A 15,718-nucleotide genomic window follows, 5' to 3' on the forward strand; every position below is an offset into this window, starting at 1 on the left:
GACCTGCCGGCACCTTCGCCCGGTGCGGGCGGCGGGTCGGACCCGGCACCTTCGCCCCGCGCAGTCGGGGAGCTCGCCGCGGACCTGCCGGCACCTTCGCCCGGTGCGGGCGGCGGGTCGGACCCGGCACCTTCGCCCCGCGCAGTCGGGGAGCTCGCCGCGGACCTGCCGGCACCCTCGTCCGGTGCGGGCGGCGGGTCGGACCCGGCACCCTCGCCCGCCGCGGCCGGGCAGTCCGGCGCGGACCTGGCGGCGGCCGGGCGCGGTGCGGCTGGGGAGTCCGGCGCGGACCTGGCGGCGCCGGAGCACGGTGCGGGTGGCGGGTCGGGCACCGCGGAGGAGCGCGAACCGGACCTGCCGGAGCACGGGTCGGGCACCGCGGAGGAGCCGGACCCCGACGTGGCGCTGGTGCTGCGCGCCTACGCCGCGTTCGCGCGGGGCGACATCGACGGCGCGGTGCGGGACCTGGCGCCGGACGTGGACTGGGTCGAGCCGGACGAGTTCCCCGGCGGCGGGCACCACCGCGGGCCGGCGGCGGTCGCGGCGTACCTGCGGAGCTCCTACGACAGCTGGGGCGAGCTGCACTCCGAGCCGGTCGCGCACCGCCGCGGCGACCAGATCGTGATTGTGCACCGGGTGTGGGGCACGCTCCGCGACGGCACGGCGGCGTCGGCGACGGTCGCGGACGTGTTCACCGTCGAGGACGGCAAGGTCGTGCTGATGATGGCTTACGCGGACCCGGCGGACGCGTTCAGGTAGGCGGCGCGGTCCGGGGCCGGGCTGTGGGCGACGCGGCCCTTGCCGCCGGTCTTCGCCGCGTACATGGCGACGTCGGCGTCGTGCATGAGCTCGTCGATCGGGACCTCGCCGTCCCACACCGACACGCCGACGCTGGCCCGCGGGGTGAGGGTGGTGCCGTTGTGCTCGGTCGGGACCTGGAGCGCGGCGAGCAGCCGGCCGGCGACGGCGTGCACGTCCTCGCGGGCGTCGATGCCGTTGAGCAGGACCGCGAACTCGTCGCCGCCGAGCCGGGCCACGGTGTCGCAGGAGCGGACCCCGGCGAGCAGCCGCTCGGCGACGACGGTGAGCAGGTGGTCCCCGGCGGCGTGCCCGTGCGTGTCGTTGACCTGCTTGAAGCCGTCGAGGTCGACGAGCAGCATCGCGACCGGCAGGCCGCGGCGGGCGTTGCCGCGGGCCGCGCCGAGCCGCTCGCGCAGCAGTGCCCGGTTGGCCAGGCCGGTCAGCCCGTCGTGGGAGGCCCGGTGGTGCACCTCCTCGAACACGCCGCGCAGCACGCCGAGCGTCTCGTTGAGCGAGCGCCCCATCTGGCCGACCTCGTCGGCGCGGTCCAGCTCGACCCGGCGGCTGAGGTCACCGCGGGCGACCCTGGCGAGGACGTCGACGACCTCCCGCAGCGGCCTGGAGATGGTGCGGGCGGCGAGCACCGACAGCAGCACGGCGGCCAGCGCGCCGATGGCGAGCAGCAGGCCCATCAGCTGGGCGGTGCGCACACTGTTGGCCCTGGCCCTGCGGGCGCCGTCGTCGACGGCGTCGACGAGCTGGGCGAGGAAGCTGCTGGCCCGGTCCTTGACGGCGCGGGCGATCGCCTCGGAGCGCACCAGCACGACGGACGCGGCCTTGCGCTGGTCGCCGGCGCGGGCCGCGTCGAGCGCCGCGTCGCGGGCGGTGCGCCACATCGTGATGGTCGCGGCGAAGGACCGCAGGCTCTCGTGCTCGACGGCGGACAGTCCGATGCCGGTCAGGGCCCGCACGTCGGTGTCGATGGCCTTGTCGGTGTCGGCGATGACCTGCGCGTAGCTGTCGCGGTAGAAGCCGGGCTCCGACAGGATGTAGGACAGCACGGACTCCTGCTGGGAGCCGACGGCGGAGCGGACCGCGGTCATCCGCGCCAGGGCGACGACGTTGACCATGTACTCGTGGTCCTGCTCGGCGACGAGCCGGCGCAGGTTGAGCAGCCCGACGACGCCGGATGCCGTGAAGATCGCGGTGACGACGAGCGACACACTCATGATCTTCGTGGCGATCCGGCGGTCGGCTGTCCAGCGTCGCACCCGGTCGTACACGCCGCTGTCATCGGCCCGGTGCCGCGGAAGCTAAGCGGGCCAGGTGGCGTCGACCCGGTGCAACGCGGTTGCCGTGGGGGTGCCCTTCACCCAGGCGGTCATCTCGGTCCAGAACGAGCCGGCGCCGACGGTCGCGGGCATCAGGTCGGAGCCGTCGAAGCGGAACGTGACGGCGGGGTCGGCGAGCAGGTCCGCGGACAGCCTCGCCACCGGCGAGGTGAGCAGCGAGCGGTCGAGGCCCTTGTTGGCGCTGACGATGTCGCCGCTGACGGCCCGGCGGTCGGCGAACCCGGGGGTCGCCAGGTAGGCGGCGAGCGCCTGGACCTCCGGGCGGTCGGTGAACGCGCCGGCGAACACCCCGGCGCCGAGGACGGGGCGGCCGGCCCCCGATCCCGCCGCGGGGTCGACCGGCGGCAGGTAGAACGCGAAGATGTCGCCGTCCTCGGTGATCTTCGCGGTCGAGGGCCACCACGTGCTGTAGAACGACGCCTGCCGGTGCATGGCGCACTCCTGCTGCAGGATCGGCAGGCCGCCCTCCTGGAACGCGGTGGTGGCGATGCTGTCGACGCCGCCGTAGCCGCCGTTGACGTAGGCGGGGTTGCGCAGGATACCGCCGACGCGGTCGAGCGCGGCGACGACGGCGGGGTCGTCGAACGGGATCCGGTGCTCGACCCACCGGTCGTAGACGTCGGGTCCGGCGGTGCGCAGCAGCGTGTCCTCGAGCCAGTCGGTGACCGGCCAGCCGGTCGCGGCGCCGGACTCGATGCCGGCGCACCATGGCTTCACGCCGTCGGCGGCGATGCGGTCGCTGAGCGCGAGCATCTCGGTCCACGTCTTCGGCACCGGGTAGCCCTTCGCGGCGAAGTACTTCGGCGAATACCAGACGAAGGACTTCACGTTGGCGTCGACGGGCGCGCCGTACAGGACGCCGTCGACGCTGCCGTAGCGCTTCCAGTCCGCGGAGAACCACCGGTCGACGTTGGCGACGACCTCGGCGCCCGCGGGCTTGAGGGCGCCGGCGCGGACCATGCTCGTCAGCAGGCCCGGCTGCGGGAAGAGCGCCAGGTCGGGCACGTCGCCGGCCTTGACCCGGGTGGGCAGCGCGGTCTCGAAGTCCGCGGAGCCGGTGTAGTCGATGGAGATGCCGGTGCACGCCTGGAACACCTCCCAGGCCTTGGCGAGCTTGTCGGCCTCCACGTCCCGGATCGACGAGGAGACGGTGACGGTGGTGCCGCGGTGGCCCTGGTAGTCCGCGTAGGGCGCACAGCTGGCGGAGGTGCCCGGTCCGTCGCCGCCGTCACCGCCGCAGGCGGCTGCGGCGAGCACGACCGCCAGCGCGGCACCCCTCCGCAGCGTTCGCAAAATGCCCATGAATGCCAGCATATGCGGGAGATTCGGCCAAGCAGGTGCGGTCGCCGTACAGGGTCGGCCGGTCGGCTCCGGAACGGTCAGCCGTTCGGTACGGACAAATACGGTCATTCCACGGTGCAGTCGGGCAATCGTGGCTGTGAATGAACTCACGCCCGCCAACGAGGGGCGGATGCTGCGGTTAGCGTCGCCGACGGCCCTCATGACGGCCGGAAACCACTTCGTCCGATTCGCCCGGTACTTCGGGGCCCGGCCGGCTTCCGCAGCGGCAGGCATCCCCGAGACACGCACGAGAGCACCGGGCCGACCGTGGAGTCACCCTGAACGCACGCCAGCCGCTGCACCGCATCGCAGCCGGCACCGCCGCCCTCGCCCTCACCGCCGTCTGGCTCGGCCCCTCGGCCGCCGCGGCCCAACCAGCGCCATCGAACGAACTGAGCAACGAACTGAGCGTCGACCCGGCCGGCACCCTCGCCGACTCTCTCGCCGACTCTCTCGCTGACCAGGAGCTCCAGCTGGCCGCCTACGAGCGGGCCGACAAGGCCTACCGGACGCTGCGGCTGCAGACCCGCACCGCTCCGAGCGCCCACGACGCCGACACCCGCCCCGCGCCGCCGGCCCCACCCTCGGCCGCGGCCACCAAACCGGCACCGAAGAAGCCGGCACCGAAGAAGCCCGCACCGAAGCAGTCGACCGGCTCGGGATCCGGCTCAGGTTCGGGCGCGTCCACCGTGAAGCCGCCGTCCGGCGCCGCCGGGACCGTGGTGTCCTTCGCCCTCGCGCAGGTCGGCAAGCGCTACGTGTACGCCACCTCCGGACCGAACACGTATGACTGCAGCGGCCTGGTGTCGGCCGCCTACGCCCGGGTCGGGATCAAGCTGCCGCACCAGAGCGAGCAGATCGCGGCCCGCGGGCGGCGCGTGCCGTCCGGGCAGTGGATGCCGGGCGACGTCATCCACACCTCCGGGCACGTCGCGATCTACATCGGCGGCGGCAAGATGGTCGAGGCCGCCAACCCCAGCTCCGGTGTGCGCGTCGCGCCGGTGCGTGGCGGCACCGCGTACCGCTTCCTGTGACGGTTCCGGGCCCTGCCGGTGCGCGTGTACCGGCGGGGCCCGAAACGCTCAACAACCGTCCTGCACCGCCGATGCACCCGGTGTGACCGCTTCTGGACGGCCGGCCCTGCTCGCGCCGGCACTCTGGCTCGCGGACCGGGTCCGCACCAGCACCCGCCTGGCGGTGCTCTGCGTGCTGCTGCTGATCCCCGGGCTGGGGGCCACCTGGGCGTACACCGGCTCCGTCAACCGCCAGATCGACTTCACCAGCGCCGAGGTCGACGGCACCGAGGTGGTCCGCCCGGCGCTGGACGCGATGGCCGACCTCGCCGCCGGCCGGACCCCGGACCTGGGCCCGCTGCGCACCGAGGTCGCCGGCCGCCCGCGCCTGGAGCTGTCGGACGAGCTGAACGCCGTCACCGCGGCGCAGGGGGCGCTGCCGGAGGCCACCGCCATCGCCGCGCTCATCGCCGAGGCCGGCAACACGTCCAACCTCATCCTCGACCCCGACCTCGACACGTCCTACGTCGCGGGCATCCTGGTCGGGCTGCTGCCCGAGGCGATCCTGGCGGCGACCGGCGCGGCGGTCCCGGACACCGCAGCACCACTCAACGACCGCGTCGCGGCCCAGGCGGTCCTGGCCGGCACCCTCAAGGGCACCGCCGGTGAGATCCGCGAGGCGGTGCAGACCGCGACCCGCAGCACCAGCGACGCGTCGCTCGCGCAGCGGCTCACCACGCTTGGCGCCGCCGCCGACGCCGTCGAAGCGCTCGGCACCACACTCACCGGCACCCTGACCACGCCGGGCCCGACCGCGTTCGAGGGCGCCACGGCCGTCGCCGCCGCCGTCGATCCGGCCATCGAGACCCTGAACCGGCTGCTCGGCACGCGGCTCGACCAGCTGCGCCAGGACCGGCTGATCAACCTCACCGTCACCACCGCCGGCCTCGTCATCGCGCTGTGGCTGGCCGCGGCCGTCTGGTGGCGCACCCGCCACGACGTGACCCTCGCCTGCGCCGGCGTCGTCGCCACCGCCGACGGCGACCTCGCCGAGCGGGAGCTGCCCGACGGCCGCGACGAGCTCGGCGACCTCGGCCGGGCCCTGCGCAAGGCCCGCGGCCGCCTCGCCGAGCAGGACGCGGAGCTGCGCCAGGCCCAGCGCGTGCGGGAGGAGCAGCTCCACGCGTCGTTCGAACAGCAGCGGGAGGCGCAGCGGCAACTCCGCGAACGCGCGCAGGGCGTCGTCGACGAGTCCGTCGGCGAGATCTCCCGCGAGCTGCGCGACGTCCGCGCGCAGGTCGACGCCGTCCGCGACGCCGCCCGCACCATCGAGGAGCGCGTCACCGAGGCCGACCACGCCACCGTGTCCGTCGTCGAGCGGGCCCGCCGCGCCGAGCAGGTCGTCGCCGCGCTCGGTGAGAGCCTCCGCCAGGTCGACGGCACCACCCAGCTCATCGCCGGCATCGCGGCGCAGACCCGGCTGCTCGCCCTCAACGCCACCATCGAGGCCGCCCGCGCCGGGGAGGCGGGCCGTGGCTTCACCGTCGTCGCCAACGAGGTGAAGGACCTCGCCGGCACGACGGCCCAGTCGACCGAACAGATCGCCGCCACCCTCACCACGCTGGAGCGCAGCGCCGCCGACATGACGAACACGATCGCCGCGATGGTCACCGGTGTCGGCGGCATCGGCGACGCGACCGGCGTCCTGCGGCACGTCGCCGTCGACCAGCACAGCGTCGTCGAGGTCCTGGACCGGCAGGTCAACGGCACGATGGAGCGCATCGAGCAGATGTCGGCGCTCGCGGAGAAGCTGGAGCGCCGCCACGCCGAGCGCATCGCCGCCACCGGCCCCGTCCGCCTCGGCCTCGACGGCGGGCGCGACGTCGTCGCCGCCCAGCTGCAGGACCTCAGCCACGGCGGCCTGCGCTGCGAGGCCGACGGCACCGTCGACCTGCGCACCGGCGGCACCCTCGACGTCGAGATCCTGCTCGACGGCACGCCCACCCGCCTGCACTGCCAGGTCGTGCACTGCGTCGCCCGCGGCCCGCACACCGAGCTCGGCCTGCAGTTCCTCGCCCCGTCGACGGAGGCGGTCGAACGGATCCGCCGGCACATGAACGCGACCAGCTGAATTCGGGGTACACCACGACATGTCGAAATTCCTGCGCGTCACCGCCATCCTGACCGTCGTGTTGGCGTCTGTACTGGTGTCCGTGCCGGCGTCGGCCTCGCCCGTTTCGCCCGCCGTGCTGGAGCTCCCCGACGGGTTCCAGCCCGAGGGCATCGCCACGGGTCCCGGGCGCTTCGCGTACCTCGGCTCCCGCGCGGATGGCCGCATCTACCGCGCCGACCTCGTCACCGGCAAGGGCACCGTCATCAGCCCCGCCGTCGGCACCCCGTCCCTGGGCCTGAAGACCGACCAGCGCGGGCGCCTCTTCGTCGCCGGTGGCAACGCCGGCAACGCCCGCGTCATCGACGTGCGCACCGGCGCCGTCCTGCGCTCCTACCAGTTCGCGACCGCGCCCACGTTCGTCAACGACGTCGTGCTCACCCCGCGGGCCGCGTACTTCACCGACTCCAACAAGGCCGTCGTCTACAGGCTGCCGCTCGGCCGCGACGGCTCCCTGCCCGCCACCTTCGAGACGCTGCCGCTCACCGGCGACTTCGTCCTCGACCCGAACGGCCTCAACCTCAACGGCATCACGCGGACCCCGGACGGCCGCGCCCTCATCGCCGTGCAGTCCAGCACCGGCTACCTGTTCCGCATCGACCCGGCGACCGGCGTCACCGCCCGCATCGGCGACCTCGCCCTCGTCAACGGCGACGGCCTGCTCACGATCGGCCGCACCCTCTACGTCGTGCAGAACCGGCTCAACCTGCTCACCTCGGTGAAGCTGTCGAAGGACGGCCGCTCCGGCACCGTCATCGCCTCCGTGACCGACCCCCGCTTCGACGTGCCGACGACGGTCGCGAGGTTCGGCAACCGCCTCTACCTGCCGAACGCCCGCTTCACCACGCCGCCGACGCCGACCACCCCGTACACGGTCGTCGCCGTCCGCCTCTGACCTTTGCTGTGCCGCCGCCACTTCGGTGGCGGCGGCACGTCAGTCGTCCTGCCGCTCCTGCTTCTTGCGCTCCTCGTCCTTCTCGCGCTGTGTTGCGAGCTCCAGCGCGAGGACGGCGGCGAGGATCAGGACGTGGTTCTCCGAGTCGGCGATGCGCACCGCGTAGCTGTCGCGGATGCTCAGCCAGCGCTTCGACACCGAGGCGACCTCGCGGCCGTCGCGCTCCACCGTGTACTCGTGGTCGAACAGGTCACCGCTCATCGTCAGGTCGCCGTCGCCCGGCACGTCGATGGTGAACTTCTCGCGGAACGGCGTGAACAGCTTCTTGCGGACCTCAGCGGCGTCCTCACCGGCGATCCTGATCTGGTACGTGGGGCGCAACGCGATCAGCTGCCGGTGGACCGACGCGACCTCGGCGCCGTGGGGGTCCTCGATGACCAGCTTGTCGCGCAGGCTCAGCACCTTGCCGTCGACGTGCAGCACCTTGCGGCCCGAGTCGTCGGTGATGTCGAAGTCGTCACCGATGTCGAAGAACCGTTCCTTGATGACATACATGATCCCGATTCTCCCCCGGTCGGGCGGTTCTTGCCCGGCGGGTTCTGCGCAGATCAGGCGGTTCTTGCCCGGCGGGTTCCGCGCAGATCAGGCGGTTCTCGCCCGGCGGGTTCTGCGCAGATCAGGCGGTCCTTGGCCGGTGGGTTCTGCGCAGATCAGGCGGTCCTTGGCCGGCGGGCGAGTGTCAGCGTGGTGCGCAGGTCGAGGACGGTGCCGCCGAGGCTGTCGAGCGCCCGCTCCAGCGCGGCGAGGAGCGCGTCCTGCTCCTGCGGCGGCCTGGCCCGGAAGGGGCCGAAGGTGCGGACCAGCCGCAGGTACGCCTCCGTGGTCATCGGCAGCCGGCGGTCCAGCCGCACGAGCTCCAGGTCGGTGAACAGGCCCGCCGACGCGATGTCGTCCCGCGCTCAGGCGTCGGGCCGCAGCTGTACGCCGTCGTCGCGCACCGACCGGAACGCGGCGTCGATCGCGGCCTCGTGCGCCGGGTCGGCGTACGCGTACCGGTGACCGAACACGGCGAGGGTCCCGCCGGGCGCGATCGCGTCGAACGCCCGCTGGGCACGCGTCGCCGGGTCGAGCCAGTGCCACGCCATCGCGCACCCGAGCAGCGACACCCCGCTCGGCGGCGGCACCCACCGCTCGAACGGCGCCACCACCACCGTCACCGAGGGATGCCGCGCCCGCAGTACCGCCGCCATCCTCGCGTCCGGCTCGACGCACGTGACCGGCGCCCCCAGCCCGAGCAGCACCGCCGTGCCGTGCCCGGTGCCGGCGCCGATCTCCGCGACCGTCTCCAGTGGACGCTCCACATAGGACGCGATCGCCGCGCCGACCTCCGGCGGGTAGCCCGGCCGTGCGTCGTCGACACCTCTGCGACCTCGCCGAACCGGTTCCCCGTCCCAGTCATGCCGTCAGATTCTGTCAGACCCGGGTGGTACGACTGGGGCATGCGAGAAGAGGTCTCTCAGGGCGGGCACCCAGTGCTCGCCGTAGCGGTGCTGGAGGTCGGGCAGCTGCCAGTCGTCGCCGGTCACCGTGCCGCGGCACAGGGCCGAGCCGCAGCGGCACGGCATGCTGAAGCCGGGCGCCGCGGTGCTCGTCGCGTAGTCGTTGGTGAGCTCCTCCCCGGCGTCGATGTCCCGCCGGGCGGCGAGCGTGTAGGCGTCGACCCACCACAGGTTCGGGTCGCAGCTGTGGTTGCCCTTGCCGTTTGGCCTGCCGGGCGGGAGCACGAGGTGCAGGGTCTCGCTGACCGTGATCGTGTCGATGTATGGGCCGCCGGGCCGCCGGGCCGCTTCGGCGAGCATGTCGCTGAGCTCGGCCCAGGTCACCAGCCGCCCGCCGAGCCGCGACACCGCGGTGCCCGCGGTGATCCTGGTCTGGGCGAAGAGCCCGTCGCCGGCGATCCTCGACCCGCCCACCCCGACGTCGGGGTGCAGCCAGCAGTCGGGTTCGGGAGCGTCGACCATCCTGCGATCCTGCACCATCGCCGTAGGCTGCCGCCGTGCGCTACCTGACCCGGCGGTCCGCGGTCGGCGCCTTGCGGCGCGGCAGCAGGATCGAGCAGTTCCTGGGCGTCGCCGAGGTCAACGGCGCGGCCGCCGTGCGGTGGGTCGCGGTCAGCCCCATGGACGGGGCACACCGGGTGTCGCCGCACACGGTCGAGGACCCTGACGACGACCGCTTCGCCGACCCGGCCAACTTCTTCTCCCTGGACCCGGTCGACGAGGAGTATCCCGGCGAGGGTCGCGAGACCGGCCGCAGCACCGGCGAGGAGCGGGCGATGGCTCTGGCCGAGCTGCTCACGGGCGCAGCCGCGGACCGGTGGGTGAATGTCGCCGTGGCGGGCGAGGAGTATCTCGACCTCGTGCGATCCCGGTGGAGCGCCCCGCCGGCCTCCTGACGCGTCACGACCCACTCCGGCGGCCGCGGTGCGCGGCTCATTGCCGGTGCCGGTTGCCGAGCGCGCCGGGATCGCCTCGTTGACGCAGCCTGCTCCCTGTCCGTTCGCGCCGCTGAGCGTCGGCGGGGCGGTTGTGAGGGTCAGCGTGCGGTTGGGGTGGCGGTGACGTCGCGCCACAGGTGGAGGTGGCCGTTGCCGTCGTCGGCGGGGCGGTTGTGAGGGTCAGCGTGCGGTTGGGGTGGCGGTGATGTCGCGCCACAGGTGGAGGTGGCCGTTGCCGTCGTCGGCGGGGCGGTTGTGAGGGTCAGCGTGCCGCTGGGGTGGCGGTGATGTCGCGCCACAGGTGGAGGTGGCGTTTGCCGTCGTCGGCGGCGAGGGTGGTGCCGTTGGGGTGAGAGGCGAGGGCGTTGACGAGGCGGGTGCCGGTGTCCAGGAAGCCGAGATGGCGGCCGCCGGTCGCGGCGCGCAGCTTTACGATGCCGCTCGCGCAGCCGATGGCGAGGACATCGCGGCCCCAGGCGAGAGGGACCGGACCCGGCGCCGGCCGCCAGGGTTGCGGGAGGCGGTCAGCGTGCCGGTGGCGACGTCCCACAGGCGGACCACGCCGCCGAGGCCGCCGGCGGCGAGGGTCTTGCCGTCGGGGGAGTAGGCGATCGCCATGACCTGGGCGCGGTGGCCGCGCAGGGTGGCGCGGCGGGTGCGCGACGGCACGTCCCACAGCAGCACGGAGCCGTCGAAGCCGGCGCTGGCGAGGGTGCGCCCGTCCGGGGCGAACAGCACCTCCTCCACGAGCTTCGGATAGCCGATGAACCCGAGCAGGAGCACGGCCACCCGGGCGAAGGTGTTGTCCAGCGGCGTCAGCCACCACACCGCGCCGACCGGCAGGATCACCCCGAAAATCACCCCACGCATACGCAGTGATGCTGATAGTCACCAATGGTGTCGTCACGAGCCGGGAAGAGGTATCGGACACATCCCGGACAGCAGACGCCGGACGGTTGCGCGGGTGCGTGAGAATGGCCCGGGCGTGATCACAGGTAGATCACATTCACTGGGTGCCGCCAACCGCGCGGCGGGGGGAATGCGTCGGAGGTTGTGTGAGCCCAACTCTCGGCGGGGTGACGGGGCCCGCCCAGCGGGCGACCCTGCCCACGATCCCGCGTCAACGTGTCCAGCCCGGCGGTGGTCGTACACCGGCGGCGACGACGAGCCGGAGGACCCGGTTCGTCACGGTCGGGGCGGTGGTCGCCGGCCTGGCGGCGCTGCTCCTCGGCTACCTGCGCATGGCGCGGGCCACGCCCACCAACAGTGACGCCGCCGCCAACGCGCTGCAGGCCTGGGACATGCTGCACGGCGACGTCCTGCTGCACGGCTGGACGCTCAGTGATGTGTCGTTCTACAGCACGGAGCTGCTGCAGTACGCGCTGATCGAGCTGTTCTTCGGCCTCGACCAGCGCGTCGTGCACGTGGCGTCGGCGACCACGTACCTGCTGCTGATCGTGTTCGGGGCGCTCGCCGCGAAGGGCGACGCGACCGGGCGCGCGGCGTGGGCGCGGATGGGGGTGGTCGTCGCGACCCTGCTGGTGCCCCAGCCGCACGGCGGGTGGGCGGTCGTGCTGTACGCGCCTGACCACACCGGCACCTCCGTGCCGCTGCTGCTCGCGTGGCTGATCCTGGACCGCAGGTCGGCGACGCCGCTGCGCCGGTGGTGGCCCGTCGGGGCGCTGGTCGTGCTCGCGCTCGCGCAGGTCGCCGACCCTCTGGCCATGTTCGTCGGCGCGGTGCCGCTCATGCTGGTCAGCGCGGCACGGCTGGTCCGCGCCCGCACCTGGCGCGGCACGGACGCGCACCTGCTCGCCGCCGGTGCCGGGTCGATCGTGCTCGCGCACGCGCTGCTCGCCCTGATCTGGTGGGGCGGCGGCTTCTCAGTGCACTCGCCGGTGGCGCGCTTCAGCCCCGCCGCGCAGCTCGGCGACCACGTGGTGACGGCGGTGAACGCGACCGCGCACAACTACGGCGCGTACCTGCCGACACTGGACGGGCCGCTCGCGCTCGCCGCCGGCCTCGTCAACCTGGCGCTGCTGCTCCTCGCCGTGGCCGCACTCGGCGCGACGGTCGTCCGGTTCTTCCGCACCTCCACCAGCGGCGATGGGACCTCCACGGGCGGCAGCGACCGGACCTCAACGGGCGGCAGCGACCGGACCTCCACGGGCGGCGACGGTCGGACCTCCACGGGCGGCGACGGCCGGGTCTCTACCGGCGGCGATGACCGGGTCGCGCAGGTCCTGGCGGCCGCGATCCTGGTCAACCTGACCGCCTTCATCGTCTCCACGCAGGCCGGCGACATCGGCAGCGCCCGGCAGATCGTCGCCGTGCTGCCCTTCGGCGCGGTCCTCGCCGCCAGGGTGTGGGGCGAGCGGCTTCTCGCCGCCGCCCCCGCCACGCGGCGGGTCCTGGCCGCCGCCGGCGTGATCCTCGTCGTCGCGTTCGGGACCCAGGCGGCCGGCGCGAAGCCGCAGCCGCCGGAGGCGCACGAGGTCGCGGAGTACCTCGTCGCGCACGACCTGCGGTACGGGCTCGGCAGCTACTGGGGCGCCAACGTCATCACCGTCGCCAGCAACGGGCGGACGCGGGTCGCGCCGGTCATCGGGCCCGACATTCGCTCGTACCGCTGGGAGTCCGACGCCGACTGGTACGACGCCACCCGGCACGACGCGCGGTTCCTCGTCGTCGACCTGAAGCACGCCCGGTACGGCACGGTCGACGCCGCGGTCGCGCAGTTCGGCGTGCCCGTCGAGCGGCACGACTTCGGCCGGTGGGCGCTGCTCATCTACGACCACAACCTGCTGATCGGGCTGCCGGCGCAGTGTGGGGGCCTGGCCGCGGCCACCCACACGCACTGCCCGCCCCTGGCTCCGAAGATCCCCGGCGCGGGCCTGCTGGACTGATGGCGGAACTCGCTGCACTGACGGCGGTTCCTGCTGGACCGACGGCGGTTCTTGCTGGACTGGATGGCGGTTCTCGTGGGCGGACTGTTGGCGGATCTCGTCGGAGTTGGTGCTCGGTTCTCATGGGCGATCTGATGGCGGATCGCGTTGGAGTCGGTGCCCGGTTCCGGTGGCGCGCCGGCTAACCCACCTTAGCATCACCGAAAAAATTCCTTGTCGGTATCGCACCGACCGTAACGTACCCGTCGTCACTGCGTCAAACGGCGACGCCGGTCGCCGCGTCCGGTGGTGAGCGGCTGCGCGCCGGCGCCGAAAGTTTCGTGGGTATTTCGGTCACGCTTCGGGAGGTGTACGGTCCCCATCACTGTGTTGCCGTTCGAAAGGTTGCGGCATGGTGACGAAACGCCCGACGATGGCGGAGATCGCGCGCGAGGCCAACGTGGCGATCTCCACCGTGTCCAAGGTTCTCAACGGGCACACCGACGTCTCGAACGCGACCCGCAAGCACATCGAGCAGCTCCTCGCCGACCGCGGCTACCAGCGGCCGCACGCGTCGCGCCGGCCCGGTCGCCGCAGTGACCTGGTCGACCTGGTCATCAACGAGCTCGACAGCGTCTGGGGGCTGTCGATCCTGACCGGGGTCGAGGAGGTCGTCGAGGCCGCGGGCCTGGGGCTGGTGGTCTCCGCGGTACACAACCGGGAAAGCCTGACCAGGCGGTGGCTGGAGTCGCTGCTGGCCCGCGGGTCGCAGGGCGCGATCCTGGTGCTGTCGGAGCTCAGCGAGCACCAGCGGGCCGAGCTGGCGCGCCGGAGCATGCCCTTCGTCGTCGTGGACGGGGTCAGCCAGCCGCCGCCGGACGTGGCCTCGATCGGCGCGACCAACTTCGCCGGCGGGTACGCCGCCACCGAGCACCTCGTCGGGCTCGGGCACCGGCGGATCGCCGCGATCGGCGGGCCGGAGCAGCTGCAGTGCACCCGCGCCCGCATCGCCGGCTACCGCGCCGCCCTCGAGTCGGCCGGGATCGCCACCGACCGGCACCTGGTGCGGTACGGAAACTTTCACCACGACGGCGGCTTGCGGGCGATGGCCGGCTTCCTGGCGCTGCCGGACCCGCCGACCGCCGTGTTCGCGGGCAGCGACCAGCAGGCCACCGGGGTGTACGAGGCGCTGCGGCAGGCGGGGCTCGGTGTGCCGCACGACGTGAGCGTGGTCGGGTTCGACGACCTCAACTTCGCCGAGTGGACCGCGCCGCCGCTGACCACGGTCCGTCAGCCGTTGCACGAGATGGGCGTCGCCGCGGCCCGGACCCTGCTGCGCATCATCGCCGGTGAGCGGCTGGAGTCGACCCGGATCGAGCTGGCCACCCGGCTCGTGGTCCGGGAGAGCACCGCGGCGCCGGCGATGGTGCCGCTGTAAGGACCGTCACGCTCGCCATGCGGGACGGGGGAGCCGGCAGGCGCCGCGGACAGCGGAGGATGGCGGAGGATGGCGGGTATGGGCAAGGTCTACGAACGTATCGACGGCCGGCTGCGGACCTTCATCGAGGCGCAGCACATCTTCTTCACCGCCACCGCGCCGCTGTCCGGCGACGGCACCATCAACCTGTCCCCGAAGGGGCTCACCGGCTCGTTCGCCGTCATCGACGAGCTGACCGTCGCCTACCTCGACTTCGCCGGCAGCAATGCCGAGACCGTCGCCCACCTGCGGGAGAACGGGCGGATCACGCTCATGTGGTGCGCCTTCGACGGCCCGCCCAACATCGTGCGCGTGCACGGCCGCGGCGAGCCGGTGTTCCGCGACGACCCGCGCTGGACGGCGCTCATGGCGCACTTCCCCGACATCGACACGACCCAGCACGGCCTGCGCGCGATCATCGTCGTGCACGCCGAGCTGATCCGCGACACGTGCGGTTATGCGGTGCCGTTCATGACGTACGACGCGGACCGCGACCTGCACGGCAAGCGCTTCGCCCGGGAGGACGACGCCTCGCTCGGCGCGTACTTCGAGAGCAAGGAGCACGTGGCGGTCAGCATCGACGGGCTGCCGGGCCTGCCGCTGCCGCTGCCGCCGACACCCGCCTGAGGTAAAGGACGGAACCTGTCCGCAATTGTCGGCAGGATGGACCCTGACAGCTTCCGCGAAAGGGGTCCAGTCATGCCGGGTAACGTGCCGCCGGTCGCCGACGAGCGTTCAGGTCTGCTCGCGTTCCTCGACCAGCAGCGCCAGGGCGTGCGCAACGCCGCCTTCGGGCTCACCGACGAGCAGGCCCGGCTCGCGCCGGCCGCGAGCACCCTGAGCGTCGGCGGGCTCGTCAAGCACCTGGCCCAGATGGAGCGCAACTGGGTCGCGACGATGCTGCAGCGGCCCGCGCCCGCCGTCGACTACGAGGACGGCTTCGTGCTGCGCGCCGACGAGACCCTCGCCGGCGTCCTGGCCGACTACGTGAAGGCCGGTGAGGAGACCGACGCGGCGGTCGCCGGGATCACCGACATGGGGCAACCGGTGCCCGTGCCGAAGGGCGTGCCCTGGTTCCCGGACGACGTGGACGCCTGGTCGGTCCGCTGGGTGCTGCTGCACCTCATCGAGGAGACCGCCCGCCACGCCGGCCACGCGGACCTGGTCCGGGAGGCGGTCGACGGCGCCACCTGCTGGCCGCTGATGGCGGCCGCTGAGGGCTGGCCGGCGACGCCCTGGGTGCAGCCCTGGCAACCGGCCACCGGGACCACGCAGCCCGTCTAGCCT

The 15,718-nt window shown here is 73.1% G+C and carries 17 protein-coding genes; 9 read left to right on the top strand and 8 right to left on the bottom strand.

Annotated features, from left to right (window positions below; translation table 11 throughout):
* The coding region (locus ACFY3L_RS18085) for a nuclear transport factor 2 family protein (protein WP_389324650.1) at positions 1-759 on the top strand (759 nt) is incomplete at its 5' end.
* Here ACFY3L_RS18085 and ACFY3L_RS18090 read toward each other — a convergent pair.
* The 3 genes from ACFY3L_RS18090 to ACFY3L_RS18100 form a co-directional block, all read right to left on the bottom strand.
* On the bottom strand, positions 729-2,084 hold the full coding sequence (locus tag ACFY3L_RS18090) for a diguanylate cyclase domain-containing protein (RefSeq protein WP_389324653.1): 1,356 nt from the start codon (positions 2,082-2,084) through the stop codon (positions 729-731). The genes ACFY3L_RS18085 and ACFY3L_RS18090 overlap by 31 nt on opposite strands.
* A gap of 30 nt (positions 2,085-2,114) precedes the next feature.
* A complete protein-coding gene (locus ACFY3L_RS18095; RefSeq protein WP_389324656.1) occupies positions 2,115-3,467 on the bottom strand; it encodes an ABC transporter substrate-binding protein in 1,353 nt (450 codons plus the stop codon).
* Between the two features lie 529 nt (positions 3,468-3,996).
* A complete protein-coding gene (locus ACFY3L_RS18100) occupies positions 3,997-4,182 on the bottom strand; it encodes a hypothetical protein (protein WP_389324659.1) in 186 nt (61 codons plus the stop codon).
* A 1-nt stretch (position 4,183) separates the two neighbouring features.
* On the opposite strand from ACFY3L_RS18100, the gene ACFY3L_RS18105 reads away from it, so the two are divergent.
* From ACFY3L_RS18105 to ACFY3L_RS18115, 3 genes are all read left to right on the top strand, one after another.
* Complete coding sequence (locus tag ACFY3L_RS18105) at positions 4,184-4,528, top strand: C40 family peptidase (protein ID WP_389324662.1); 345 nt, start codon at positions 4,184-4,186, stop codon at positions 4,526-4,528.
* A gap of 82 nt (positions 4,529-4,610) precedes the next feature.
* Positions 4,611-6,638 (top strand): methyl-accepting chemotaxis protein, encoded by a 2,028-nt coding sequence (locus ACFY3L_RS18110; protein ID WP_389324665.1) that lies wholly within the window; start codon positions 4,611-4,613, stop codon positions 6,636-6,638.
* Positions 6,639-6,657: 19 nt separating this feature from the next.
* Positions 6,658-7,572: a superoxide dismutase gene (locus ACFY3L_RS18115; protein ID WP_389324668.1), complete on the top strand. Its 915-nt coding sequence runs from the start codon at positions 6,658-6,660 to the stop codon at positions 7,570-7,572.
* 39 nt (positions 7,573-7,611) lie between these two features.
* Here the strand turns inward: ACFY3L_RS18115 and ACFY3L_RS18120 are convergent, their stop codons facing one another.
* From ACFY3L_RS18120 to ACFY3L_RS18135, 4 genes are all read right to left on the bottom strand, one after another.
* Positions 7,612-8,127, bottom strand: a complete 516-nt coding sequence (locus ACFY3L_RS18120) for an LURP-one-related/scramblase family protein (protein ID WP_389324670.1) — start codon at positions 8,125-8,127, stop codon at positions 7,612-7,614.
* A gap of 155 nt (positions 8,128-8,282) precedes the next feature.
* The gene (locus tag ACFY3L_RS18125; protein WP_389324673.1) at positions 8,283-8,483 is read right to left on the bottom strand and encodes a hypothetical protein; all 201 of its coding nucleotides are present in this window, start codon (positions 8,481-8,483) and stop codon (positions 8,283-8,285) included.
* Positions 8,484-8,531: 48 nt separating this feature from the next.
* Positions 8,532-8,933 carry a class I SAM-dependent methyltransferase gene (locus ACFY3L_RS18130; RefSeq protein WP_389324676.1) on the bottom strand — a complete coding sequence of 134 codons (402 nt, stop codon included), beginning with the start codon at positions 8,931-8,933 and terminating at the stop codon, positions 8,532-8,534.
* 102 nt (positions 8,934-9,035) lie between these two features.
* On the bottom strand, positions 9,036-9,593 hold the full coding sequence (locus ACFY3L_RS18135) for an SET domain-containing protein (RefSeq protein ID WP_389324679.1): 558 nt from the start codon (positions 9,591-9,593) through the stop codon (positions 9,036-9,038).
* Between the two features lie 35 nt (positions 9,594-9,628).
* On the opposite strand from ACFY3L_RS18135, the gene ACFY3L_RS18140 reads away from it, so the two are divergent.
* A complete protein-coding gene (locus ACFY3L_RS18140) occupies positions 9,629-10,027 on the top strand; it encodes a hypothetical protein (protein ID WP_389324682.1) in 399 nt (132 codons plus the stop codon).
* Positions 10,028-10,498: 471 nt separating this feature from the next.
* On the opposite strand, the gene ACFY3L_RS18145 is transcribed toward ACFY3L_RS18140, so the two are convergent.
* Entirely contained in the window at positions 10,499-10,939 is a 441-nt protein-coding gene (locus ACFY3L_RS18145) for a WD40 repeat domain-containing protein (RefSeq protein ID WP_389324685.1), read from the bottom strand.
* A gap of 185 nt (positions 10,940-11,124) precedes the next feature.
* Here ACFY3L_RS18145 and ACFY3L_RS18150 point away from each other — a divergent pair, with 185 nt between their 5' ends.
* From ACFY3L_RS18150 to ACFY3L_RS18165, 4 genes are all read left to right on the top strand, one after another.
* Positions 11,125-12,975, top strand: coding sequence for a hypothetical protein (locus tag ACFY3L_RS18150; protein WP_389324688.1), 1,851 nt, complete (start codon positions 11,125-11,127; stop codon positions 12,973-12,975).
* Positions 12,976-13,366: 391 nt separating this feature from the next.
* Positions 13,367-14,392: a LacI family DNA-binding transcriptional regulator gene (locus ACFY3L_RS18155; RefSeq protein ID WP_389324691.1), complete on the top strand. Its 1,026-nt coding sequence runs from the start codon at positions 13,367-13,369 to the stop codon at positions 14,390-14,392.
* Positions 14,393-14,470: 78 nt separating this feature from the next.
* The gene (locus tag ACFY3L_RS18160; RefSeq protein WP_389324694.1) at positions 14,471-15,058 is read left to right on the top strand and encodes a pyridoxamine 5'-phosphate oxidase family protein; all 588 of its coding nucleotides are present in this window, start codon (positions 14,471-14,473) and stop codon (positions 15,056-15,058) included.
* Between the two features lie 72 nt (positions 15,059-15,130).
* Entirely contained in the window at positions 15,131-15,715 is a 585-nt protein-coding gene (locus tag ACFY3L_RS18165; protein WP_389324697.1) for a DinB family protein, read from the top strand.
* The last annotated feature ends 3 nt before the right edge of the window (positions 15,716-15,718 follow it).

This window comes from Dactylosporangium sp. NPDC000521 (genome assembly GCF_042898305.1).
In the GTDB taxonomy this organism is placed as follows: Bacteria; Actinomycetota; Actinomycetes; order Mycobacteriales; family Micromonosporaceae; genus Dactylosporangium.